Here is an 11163-nt window from a genome sequence, read left to right on the forward strand (position 1 = left end):
CGAAGAAATAGATGATTGCAACAATCCCTCAAATCAATTACTGCAAAAAATGTCTTTTGCCTTCCAGCTCCGCCATTCCTGTGGCTTTTGATGATCATGGAGTATGTTCGGCCTGTAGAACCTCCAAGGAGAAGGAAGCCATTGATTGGGACAGACGATTGAAAAAATTTCAACGCATTCTGGAGCAATACCGAAGCAAGGATGGAAGCAATTACGATTGCATTATTCCCGTGAGTGGAGGGAAAGACAGCTTCTTCCAGGTTCATCAGGTAAAAAATGAGATGGGATTCAATCCTTTGCTGGTGACCTACAACAGCAACAACTACACTCCTACTGGACTTAAAAACCTTCAGCGGATGAGGGACGTTTTCGGTTGTGATCATGTCTTTTTCACTACCAGTGTGCATACCCTTCAAAAGCTCAATCGGATTTCGGTTCAAATCATGGGTGATACACAATGGCATTACCAAAGTGGGATTTTTACCTATCCCTTTCAGGTAGCTGTACAGATGAATATTCCACTGCTGATTTGGGGAGAGCACGGCCACATGGATATTGGAGGAATGCACTCTTACAATGATTTCGTTGAGTTTACTTATCGCTATCGTCACGAACACATTTTACGTGGCTTTGAGTGGACCGATTTTATGGCAAAGGCTGCCGAGTACGGCGAGACCCTTGAACGCCGTGAAATGATTCCATTTGTATACCCAAGCGATGAAGAAATTGATCGGGTAGGGGTTAGAGGTATCTACATGGCCAACTTCGTTAAGTGGGAGGCCAACGAACACGGCCCTCTGATGATGGAAAAATATGGCTGGTTAGAAAACGAAGAGCCTTTTGAAAGAACCTACCGTCGTATGTCGAACCTCGACGATTTCTACGAAAACGGAATTCACGACTACCTCAAGTTTATCAAGTTTGGTTACGGTCGGGCAACCGATCACGCCTGTAAGGATATCCGGGCTGGAAAAATGACCCGTGAAGAGGGCATCAAGATCATTCAGCAGATGGACCATGTGAAAAGCAAGGACGTTTATCAATGGCTTGACTTTGTTGGCTGGACCGAAGAACAATTCGATCATTTGGCCGATACTTACCGCGATCCAAGAGTATGGTGGATACGAGATGGGCAATGGCACAAGATGGATATTACCGGAGAACCAACGGCCTATGGTAAAGTTCATTTGACTCCCGAAGAGCAACAGAAATACGTTAGAGCTTAATGGTAGCAAAACCCAAAATCTTATTGGTTTGGGGATATCATCGATCTGGGTGGAATAAGCCCTTCTTCGATTTAAGGGATGAATTTGAATTTCATTACCTCTTCAAAAAGTTTCCTGATAAGGAAGATGAGAGGTTTGATTTCAACATTCGGTATTGGTCTGAGTTTTCTTCTGCTTCGGAGGTTATTGAGGAGATAAAGCCCGATAAGGTGCTTTTTATGTCCATTCATTCACCGTACAGCATTTCGCTAAATCAGGCCTGTAAGAGACGGGGCATTACGACTTTTTTCTTTCAACATGGTATTGAATCCAACATGGATTTTTACCTCAAACTGGAGCGAAATACCTCCAAAAAGAAAGATGCGCAAATCAGCTCATCCCACAGTTCAAGCGAGCAGAGTGATCCCAAGCATGCCCTTCGATTTTTGTGGAATTCCGTTGGTATTGTAACCTTTATCAAGTCCATTCGCCTGGAGCTTTTGACCCGTAAAATGAACGGGCATCTGGCACTTCATCGAATGCTTTTCTCTGCCAGAGTAGCCGATTATTACCTGGTTTATACCCGCTTTAATGGCCAGCTTCATGTTGACCGTGACGGCGTTCAGGAAGATCGAATGTTATCCACAGGTATTCCGGAAATTGATCCCTATTTTGAACAGAATTTTCAGGCGTCCGAGAACTACTACCTGCTCATTGATCAACCCCTTTCCGATAACGATACCTATGGAATTAGTGGTTTTGGAATTAGCGAACAAGACCATGCCCGGATGTACTCCAAGCTCAATGATTTTTGCCTGAGCCGAGGGGCACGATTGAAAATTAAATTGCACCCGGATAATTACCGAAGCAAACGCATATTTGAGCACGAAAACACCGACTATTTAACCCATTCGGATCCCATGCCGCTGATTCTAAAAAGTAAGGCCTGCTTTGGCACGCTTAGCACTTTGATGATTCCGGCAGCCTACTTTAAAAAGGTTTACGTGCTCACCTTTTATGACTTGCCCTTGCAAAAAGACCTACTGCGCAGTGGTCTCATGAAGGGGCTGGATTTCTTTACGTTTGAACCAGAAGATATCCAGTTCGACACATTTTCGCGCACCGAAGAAATCCTAAGTCAATTTGTTGACCAATATTTGTATCAAGCCGATGGTAAATCGCATCGGCGATTAGCAGAATATCTAAAAAATGTCACTTAAGAACCACATCAGTAATTGGATTCAGGCCTCACCCTGGATTCGTGGATCGCGACTCTATTACAAGCTTCAGCGTTACCGATTGTACAAGGATTGTCAGATTGATTATTCCTTGACCAAGGATCACGAATTACTGAAAACCTTAGAAAAAGATGGGCTCGCTTTCATTCCCAATTTCCTACCCGACGATCAAATAGATCAATTGGCTAAGGAATCCATGGAAATGCTTGAGCTGGCCGAAAAGGATCAGTATCCAGGCTATTTCCAAAATGGGGCCCTGCAGTCTGTTCGCATAGGTCGGGTAGATCAGAATAGTGAGCTGGCCAAGCGAGTATTTTACGATGATGCTAGAATTCAGGACCTGGCCAAGGCTTATGTTTCTAAAAAGGTAAAATCATCGAGACGTGAGGTAGATTTTAAGCTGACTCCCGGAGCAGTGGCCGATGCTGATATGGCTCACTTTGACGACTGGCGGCAACGGTTTAAAGCCTTTTTATTCCTCACCGATGTAGGTCCCGAAAATGGCCCTATGAATTATTGGAAAGGGAGCCACATTCCCAAACCTTGGATGCTGCGCTATTTCCGTGAATACGACAGAGATGGTGGCTACGGACGATTTGGTCATTTCTTTGAACAGGAGATGCTAAAAATATGTGAGGAAAACGGCTATGAAAAACATAGCTGTACCGGAAAAAAAGGCACCTTGCTTCTGGCGGACTTTAGAGGCTTACACAGCAGTACTCCTTTGATTTCAGGTCGTCGATTGATCATGGGCCAAGTCTTTGAAATGTAAAGTTTCCGATTCGCTGTATTGAACGATAAAGCATCCATACTAAAGGCTTCCAGCATTTATATTATCCTGGGTTTTTTACCCATGGGAATTAATTTTTTGTTGGCTCCCTTATACTCCATATACCTCGCTCCCGATGAATATGGAATCATAGGGCTGGCGGACATTTTTAATGGCTTTGTGGCCGTCTTGTTGTCTCTGGGAATTAAGCAGGCCTATGCCCGTTTTTTCTTTGACTATTACAAGAAGCCTAAGGACTTGAATGCCCTTTTTACAACCTCTCTGTTTTGGATGTTGTCCATGTTTGGCATCGTAGCAGTGGTCCTCTATTTTGTGGGAGATTGGTTGTTTGGGATAAGCTTTAATAGCCCTGGGTTTTCCTACTCCAAATTTGGCTGGCTCATTCTCCTTTCCACCAACTTTACCTTGATCAATGAACTGTTTTTGAGCCACTATCGAAACCAAGAGAATGTGAAGGCCTATGGTATGCTTTCTTTGGGCTTTTTTCTCACCAATTTAGTGTGCATTTTGGGCGGTGTGGTTTGGTTGGAATATGGTGCCATGGGAAACATTGCAGGACGTGCCATTGGTTCAACTGCATTTATGGTTTTGGCCATTTTGGTTTACCTGTTTCGAAATGGAATTCATATCCACTTCAAGTTTATCAAGCCCATGCTTGAATATGGCCTGCCGCTCATTCCCTATTCCCTGCTCCTGGTGGCCTACAACAAGATTGATCGGATCATGATCGATCAGTTTTTTGACCTCGATGCATTAGGGAGATACAACTTTGCTTTTTTGATGGGGACGGCCATATCTGTGGTTCAATATTCGGTGTACAATGCCATCAACCCCCGGTTGTTTAAGTTGCTATCCGAAAAGGGGGAGGGCTATCAAAAAGAGGTGAGTCAGATTCACCAGGTTTTTCAGCTTTTTATGATGGCTATTATTGTGATGGCCATAGCCGTTGCAATTCCCATACTTCAATTGCTTATTGATCCTAAGTACTTCCCAATCGGGGAGTATATCGGCTTACTTTTTCTGTTCTACTTTGCGCAGAATTTTTACATCATTTACACCCTTCCATTGTTTTATTACAAGCGAACCAAGGTCATGCCTTTTATTAGTTTAATTGCATTGGTTGGAGGCGTTATTTTTAACCTCGTTCTCATTCCTCCTTTTGGAATTTTGGGAGTTTGTTTTGCCGTGATATTTACCAAGTATACCCAATTGGGCGGAGCCTTATTCTTCAATCGGGTTTATGACTACCACAAGCTTCCTTTGTTTGGCTTGACCAAAAATGTTTACGCGGTAGCCTTCATTACGCTGAGTTACATCGGAGTTTATTTGTTCCTTCAGTTTACCGAGGCGGAATTGTCGTACATGTGGTTGAATTTTTTACCCCTTGTTTTGTTTGGTTTAATGGCGGTATCGGTATTCAATCGGCAAATCTCCAAGGTGTTGGTTCTAATTCGGGAAACCCTAAAAGGGATGGCCTAAATTTGCCCAGAATATGAAACAAAAACTGCTTGGAATCTATCTTGCTGTTCACCGCCTTTTTAGAACAGCTATTCCTTACAAATCGAATCAGGCCTTTTTTCTATTCGGTTTTCCCCGGGGTGGAACCACCTGGATTTCGGAAGTACTTTCCAATGATTCCAAAACAGTGGTCGTTTATGAGCCTTTAGGAGCTTATTTAAAGCCGATCGTTGAAATGGGATACCGTCGGTTCGAAAAGCCGAAAACGGCCCCGCAAATGCGCCTGGTGACCTATTTTAATTCGTTGGTCAAGGGACGGGCATTCATGCCGGAGTGCTGTTGAAGAAAGATTCTCGTAAAGTTTTTCAATCTACCCGGGTGTTGATCAAGTTTATCAAAGGCATGCAACTCGTAGATTGGTTTTGCTCGCATTTCTCTCCGGAAAGCACCTTGATTATTCTCCGACATCCTGGGGCAGTGGTGTCTTCTCAACTGCTTTACATGAAAGGGAAAGAGGCTCAGTTTTTTCACCATTCCATTCATGCCCGCAACCATCGGAGGCCGGTTACGCTAATCCACAAGGGGAAGAATTGGTACTTTCTACGGCTGTCGAGAAGTTGGCCTACACCTACGCTATTGGAGCAGAAGAAGCCTTAAAGGCCATCCGCAATTACCCGAATGTAAACTGGTTGGTGTACGAAGAAATGGTGTTGAATCCAGAAAAAACCATGACCGATTTACAGGGTAAGCTCGAATTGCCATTTTCCTTTGATTCGTCTACGCTCAAGCGTCCAAGTTCCACGGTTACGGCCAATTCTGCGGTTCAATCCGGGAATAGTCAATTGGAAAAATGGAAACAACATCTCAACGAGGAAGACTGGAAATCCATTCAAAGAGTATTGGCTGCTTTTGATTTGGATCAGTTATACCTCAATCCACAAACCTTTAATCACAAAATGGTACGGTGAATTCTTCCGAAAATCCCTTCTTTTCGGTCATTATTCCGACCTACAATCGAGCGCATATTTTGCCTGAAACCATCGGTTATGTGCTGAATCAAACCTTTGAAGATTGGGAAGTCGTGGTGGTTGATGATGGGAGCACCGATGAAACCGAACGTTTATCATCCACCTGGAAAGATGCTCGTATTCGGTATTTCAAAACGGCCAATAAGGAAAGGGGCCATGCACGCAATTATGGGGTAAAACAAGCCCGGGGGCAGTACGTGTTTTTTTTGGACTCAGACGACCGCCTTACCCCAAATCACTTGCAGGTCGCTGCAGATTTTTTGAAGGGTAATTCCTTTCCTGAAATACTTCATAATCGGATGCAAATGCTCTCGGAAGGTGGAGCCGTGTTACGAAATTTTCCAACCGTTGGCGATCGAGCTGAATCAATGTTACTGAAGATCAACTTTATGGGCATAGCGGTTTTTCTGAGGCGGGATGTGGCCATTGAATTTCCTTTCTTAGAAGATCGGTCGGTTGTATTTGGCGAAGAGTGGCTAATCTGGCTGAGACTTCTGGCGCGCTATCCCATTCACGTGAATGACGAGATTACCTATCAATTTGTGCAGCACGACGCCAGGTCGGTCAATAGCATGGATCCTGACAAGATTGTTCACTCCGCTCAGAAGGTAGAATCTGTGTTGCGATCCGATCAGGAATTTATGGCCAAATACAAGGATAAACTACCCCACATCTTGGCGACCTATTACCTGACTGCTGCCAACAATTATTTGATTGCAAATCAATATATATCAGGCCTCGGATCGTTAAATAAAGCGTTAAGCCTCAATCCAAAATTGATCGCATCAAAATCTTTCGTAGCCGCCCTAAAAAACACTCTTGTTCCCATAAATCGGAGTTCTAAGAATACCTAATTTCGTTGGGCCCTAAGATCCATGCATCGGCTTGAAAAAAACATACGAATAACGCAGGTTTTGTATTCCGGCCTCGGGGGCATAAGGCCATTGCACACCCTTTGGCTAAGGCATTTCGGGAGCAAGGAAAAAAGTCGTCTTTGGTTTATTATGGTGTAGAACCATTAGAGAAGAGTTTCCAAAAGTTTTGTGAAGATGAATCCCTTGAATTCAGCTACGTACATCACCAGGGAAGGGGAAGTATGGCGAGTTGGAAGGATTACCTCAAAAGCTTGAAGGAGCAATCGCCGGATGTCATCTTGCTCCATTCCCTAAACCTTACGATTCCTACAATCTACTATTCCCTCCTGAATAGGTGCCCTTTTATCAGTGTGGAGCACACGGGCGGTTTAAAAAGTTGGCCGGATAAGTTATCGAGTATCCTCGCATTGATCTTTTCAGCCATTACCGTAATCCTGGAACCGAATTATCGCCAGAGCACCTGGCCTGCGACCCAGGGATTATTCAGGAAAAAAGATCGGGTGATCCAAAATGGCGTGGATCTAATGATTTATAAACCAGCTTCCAAGCAGCGGCCAGTGCTTATTTCTATGGCCGGCCGATTGAATTACCCCAAAGATTATGTCACCCCATTGAATATGGCTTTGGATATTCTTGACGAGAATTCGGATATACAAGCCGAGATACAAATTGCCGGTACAGGTGAACATTTGAAGCAACTGGACAACATCATTAAAGAAAGAGGAGAGGGTAGAGCAAAATTGCTCGGCTATTTAAACGAAGAGGATTTGGCCGATTTACTGGCTCGTTCTCAGGTTTTCGTCATGAAGTCGGATGCTGAAAATATGCCCACCGTGTTGTTACAGGCCATGGCTTCGGAGTGTGCTGTTGTAGCCTCAGATATTCCCAATATTCGCCGACTCATGCCTTCCGATTACCCAGGGTTATTTGATAATCGCGACCCGGAAGACTTGAAGCGACGCCTTGAACATGCCTTGAGAAGTTCTTCTGAAAACGAATCTCGGGTGGAATTGCGTCACCACGTTGATAAATTGTATAATATCGCCCAAATGATAGAGGAGTACACTCGGCTTATTGAGCTACAAATTTCCAGCAATTGAAAATTCTCCATGTCCATAATATAACCGGAATCGCAGGTTCTGAGAACTACTTACTTCAGATTCTGCCTTTGCTTAAAAATGAGGGTATTGAGGTTCACTTTCTGTGCATATACCCAGGCAAGAAAACCGAGATCATTGATGTATTTATTGGCAAGCTTGAGAAGCATGGAATTAAGGTTCATAGCATTCCCTTTGGCTTGATCCTATATCCTCTGTTCTTTTACCGAATCAAAGCATTGATCTCCAAAGAAGGCTACGATATTGTTCATAGCCACCTTATTCATGCCGATTTATTCCTGTCCTTTTACAAGCGATTTTTTGACCGAAAGTTGCGCATCGTATCCACCAAACATGGCTACGATGAATGGTACAACAACAAGCACGGATTTGATCCAGAACCGGGTGCCAGTAACCTATATTTTAAATTAGCAAGATGGGCTGAAACCCGTATGACCCGTTCCTTTGCGATTTCTCGTGGACTTCAAAACTTGTATGTTGGATTGGGTATCTGTGAACCGGAAAAGACCGATTTGATCTACTATGGATTTGAATTTCCAACGTCCCATAATCCGGATCCGGAAAAACGCTTTTCTCCGAACCAATTGGTCATTGTTGGACGACTTACGGGGTTTAAGGGACACCGTTTCGCTTTCCAGGCCATTAAGAAAGTCGCAGAAGTGATCCCAGATGTGGAACTCATTGTAGTGGGCTCAGGTGCTCTCGAAGAGGAGTTAAAACAGCAAGTTGTGGATTTGGGTGTAGAGAAATACGTTCGATTCCTGGGGTATCAGCCAGATGGACGCAGTTTTATGGAGTCTTCCGATGTGGTGTTGATTCCATCCGTTTCCGAAGGATTTGGAGTAGTGGTGTTGGAAGCCTTTTCAACTTCCCGGCCGATTGTCTCTTTCGACGTGCCTTCCTTGAACGAACACTTAAAACACGAGGAGAGTGGAATCATTGTTCCTCCTTACGATACCAACGCCTACGCGGATGCCATTATTGACCTGCTTCAGAACCCTGAGAAAAGGGATCGAATTGGAAAAAATGGCTTGAAAATTCTCCAAACCAAGTATACACCAAAGAGAATGGTTAGGGAAACCATTGAGTTCTACGAAAAGGTGATTAGTTGGAAGCGTAAAGTGCTCTTTTTGGCCACTTATCCCAAACGAATTTCGCCTTCCCAGCGATTCCGTTTTGAGCAATACCTGGATACCCTCTATGAGCACGAGATTGAGGTGGATTACTTCACCTTTTTTAACCGTCAAAACTTTGAGTTTGGCATTGAAAAGAGGCTTAATTTTTCCTTAATCAAAGCCGTTGTTCTTGGCACTTGGAAGCGTTTTGTTCTGCTATTCAGATTGAAGGGATATGACAGTGTATTCATTCACCGCGAATCCGCACCCGTTGGACCTGCTTGGTGGGAGTGGATGGCCCGTAAAATAAGGGGCAAAAAACTGAGGATTATTTACGACTTCGATGATGCTCTTTTTATGCGCATTGAGGGTAAGCGATTTTCCCGTTTGCTGGTGAGGCCCAAAACTTATTTTAGCCAAGTCGTTAAGCTTAGTGACCGCATTGTAGCAGGAAATGAGTACTTGGCCAAGTCTACTGGGCATCAGGATAAAACCTGGATTATTCCTACCTCCATTGATACCAAGAATTTGCATAACCGGCCGAAGGTTCACGAAGACAAAGAGGAGATCACGATAGGATGGACCGGAAGTCACACCACCTTGAGGTACCTAAAAGCGGTAGTGCCCTCTTTGGAACAATTGGAAAAAGAAGGAGTTAAGTTTCGCTTCTTGCTGATTTGCAACGCTGCACCAGATTTTGAAATTCCCAATCTCGAGTACCGAAATTGGAACCTGAAATCGGAGATCGACGACTTGATCGAAATGGATATTGGTTTAATGCCCTTGGAAAACTCTTCATGGAGCCAAGGGAAATGTGGCCTTAAGATCTTGCAATACCTTTCCTTGGGAATCCCATGTGTGGCTTCTGACGTTGGCGTAAACAGTGCCATGATAACGCCGGGAAGAGATGGATTCTTGGTGCCCGAAAATGGGGACTGGAAAGAACCGATAAAAACCTTGTATCAAAGTTCTGCAAAACGTCAGGAAATGGGGGGGTACGGAAGAAAGAGAATCGAGAACTACTTCTCCACCACAGCATTGGAAGAGAAGTACCTGGATCTTCTTCGGTAAACTTCTTCCTGAATCACCTTTTTACTGGCAACACGACTTAGGTAGAGCACCGTGGCCAGGAAGAATGGCAGACACGGTATTTTGTACCTCACAAGGGCTCCAAAGTTGTAGGAACTAAATCCAACCGCAAAGGCAAAAACGAGGGAAAACGTTAACGAAAGAGTTAGGAAATTGTTCGAGACCAATTCCCTTAGGAGCCGCTTATAGGATGTTATGTAGAACATCCTCAGAAGCAGGAAGAAAAAAATTCCCGATTCTATCGCCGCCGGCAGCATCGCCACACTGTTTACCTCCCAAAGATAGGGGCGAAACAAGGTCACATTAATGGATGCAGGCATCATTAAAACCACACCTGTAAAGCTTTTGTCGTATTGCCCCAGATCATAACTCGATCGTCGACCATCCTTCACTTCATAGCTTGCCGAATGGTAGTTCTGGTAGACCTGTGCGGTACTCAAGATATTGTCAATGTCATAACGGCTGGAATACTGACTTACTCCTGTAATAGCCGCTACAGAGGCTCCAAAACCAAATAGGATGAAGGTAGGCCCAAGAAATACCCGAATAATGGGGTGCTTGATAGACTTACGGGCATTTAAGAAGAACCAAAGCAGCATAGCCGGAGCCAGACATATAATTACATAGGGCTTGATCAGGAAAATGAGAAAGGCAAAAAACAGGGCCAAAACCAGGTGAAGGAACGACGATAGCGGAGCCTTAAGAATATGAGCCATGTGGTAGACGAAATGCCCGAGCATACCCAGAATGAGTGAATCTTTCATGATTCCAGAACCCCAAAAGAGTACCGAAGGAATAAACAAGGCAGATATGGCTAAAATCCTGGAATTCTTAATGTTCTCAAACTGATCGACAAAAACCAGGTAAAGTTTCCAGGTTCCTAAAAACGAAAACAAGGAGAACCAAAGAGTTAGTAGGAAGAAGTTGTTGAATGAGAGGATGTTAAATATTGTCCCGATTTTGATCACCGTAAAGGTATCCGTAAACCTCAGTCGGTCGAATCGAAGCATGTAGACGAAGGTCTCCGGGTCGAAGGAGTTGGTGAAGTTGATCATAATCCTCCACCAGGCACCCGTATTTTCCTGAAAGATTTGACTCAGGATAATAATCCCTTCATAATAGCCAAAAGTGTCTCCGTATTTGTAATAGAACTTGTAGGTGAGGGCAAAGGCCAATCCACCCAACAATTTCAGCATCATGGCCGGAATATAAAAGCGGTAATGGGGATTTTTAGCATTTTTGAAGCG

11 protein-coding genes are annotated in these 11163 nt (G+C 44.0%); 10 read left to right on the forward strand and 1 reads right to left on the reverse strand.

Annotation, left to right across the window (positions count from 1 at the left end):
• Nucleotides 1-11 precede the first annotated feature (11 nt).
• The 10 genes from KFE98_11405 (at nt 12) to KFE98_11450 (ending at nt 9898) form a co-directional block, all read left to right on the forward strand.
• Nucleotides 12-1226, forward strand: coding sequence for an N-acetyl sugar amidotransferase (locus KFE98_11405; protein ID UTW60658.1), 1215 nt, complete (start codon nt 12-14; stop codon nt 1224-1226).
• A complete protein-coding gene (locus KFE98_11410) occupies nt 1226-2425 on the forward strand; it encodes a hypothetical protein (GenBank protein ID UTW60659.1) in 1200 nt (399 codons plus the stop codon). The genes KFE98_11405 and KFE98_11410 overlap by 1 nt, the downstream gene beginning before the upstream one ends.
• Nucleotides 2415-3215 (forward strand): phytanoyl-CoA dioxygenase family protein, encoded by an 801-nt coding sequence (locus KFE98_11415; GenBank protein ID UTW60660.1) that lies wholly within the window; start codon nt 2415-2417, stop codon nt 3213-3215. Before KFE98_11410 ends, KFE98_11415 begins: the two co-directional genes overlap by 11 nt.
• Nucleotides 3216-3296: 81 nt before the next feature.
• Entirely contained in the window at nt 3297-4712 is a 1416-nt protein-coding gene (locus tag KFE98_11420) for an oligosaccharide flippase family protein (protein ID UTW60661.1), read from the forward strand.
• Between the two features lie 13 nt (nt 4713-4725).
• Nucleotides 4726-5034 (forward strand): hypothetical protein, encoded by a 309-nt coding sequence (locus tag KFE98_11425; GenBank protein ID UTW60662.1) that lies wholly within the window; start codon nt 4726-4728, stop codon nt 5032-5034.
• Nucleotides 5025-5348: a hypothetical protein gene (locus tag KFE98_11430; protein ID UTW60663.1), complete on the forward strand. Its 324-nt coding sequence runs from the start codon at nt 5025-5027 to the stop codon at nt 5346-5348. Before KFE98_11425 ends, KFE98_11430 begins: the two co-directional genes overlap by 10 nt.
• A complete protein-coding gene (locus KFE98_11435) occupies nt 5282-5659 on the forward strand; it encodes a hypothetical protein (GenBank protein ID UTW60664.1) in 378 nt (125 codons plus the stop codon). Before KFE98_11430 ends, KFE98_11435 begins: the two co-directional genes overlap by 67 nt.
• The gene (locus KFE98_11440; protein ID UTW60665.1) at nt 5656-6573 is read left to right on the forward strand and encodes a glycosyltransferase family 2 protein; all 918 of its coding nucleotides are present in this window, start codon (nt 5656-5658) and stop codon (nt 6571-6573) included. The genes KFE98_11435 and KFE98_11440 overlap by 4 nt, the downstream gene beginning before the upstream one ends.
• Nucleotides 6574-6674: 101 nt before the next feature.
• Complete coding sequence (locus KFE98_11445; GenBank protein ID UTW60666.1) at nt 6675-7694, forward strand: glycosyltransferase family 4 protein; 1020 nt, start codon at nt 6675-6677, stop codon at nt 7692-7694.
• Nucleotides 7691-9898 (forward strand): glycosyltransferase family 4 protein, encoded by a 2208-nt coding sequence (locus KFE98_11450; protein UTW60667.1) that lies wholly within the window; start codon nt 7691-7693, stop codon nt 9896-9898. The genes KFE98_11445 and KFE98_11450 overlap by 4 nt, the downstream gene beginning before the upstream one ends.
• On the opposite strand, the gene KFE98_11455 is transcribed toward KFE98_11450, so the two are convergent.
• Nucleotides 9847-11115 carry a hypothetical protein gene (locus tag KFE98_11455; protein UTW60668.1) on the reverse strand — a complete coding sequence of 423 codons (1269 nt, stop codon included), beginning with the start codon at nt 11113-11115 and terminating at the stop codon, nt 9847-9849. The two genes, KFE98_11450 and KFE98_11455, sit on opposite strands and share 52 nt — an antisense overlap.
• Nucleotides 11116-11163: the final 48 nt, after the last annotated feature.

This window comes from bacterium SCSIO 12741 (assembly GCA_024398055.1).
Classification (GTDB): Bacteria; Bacteroidota; Bacteroidia; order Flavobacteriales_G; family Salibacteraceae; genus SCSIO-12741.

Excerpts from the sequence above, each read along its gene's own strand:
- KFE98_11415 (UTW60660.1), top strand. The coding sequence starts at position 2,415 with ATGTCACTTAAGAACCACATCAGTAATTGGATTCAGGCCTCACCCTGG.
- KFE98_11420 (UTW60661.1), top strand. The coding sequence starts at position 3,297 with ATGGGAATTAATTTTTTGTTGGCTCCCTTATACTCCATATACCTCGCT.
- KFE98_11410 (UTW60659.1), top strand. The coding sequence starts at position 1,226 with ATGGTAGCAAAACCCAAAATCTTATTGGTTTGGGGATATCATCGATCT.
- KFE98_11405 (UTW60658.1), top strand. The coding sequence starts at position 12 with ATGATTGCAACAATCCCTCAAATCAATTACTGCAAAAAATGTCTTTTG.
- KFE98_11455 (UTW60668.1), bottom strand. The coding sequence starts at position 11,115 with ATGATGCTGAAATTGTTGGGTGGATTGGCCTTTGCCCTCACCTACAAG.
- KFE98_11425 (UTW60662.1), top strand. The coding sequence starts at position 4,726 with ATGAAACAAAAACTGCTTGGAATCTATCTTGCTGTTCACCGCCTTTTT.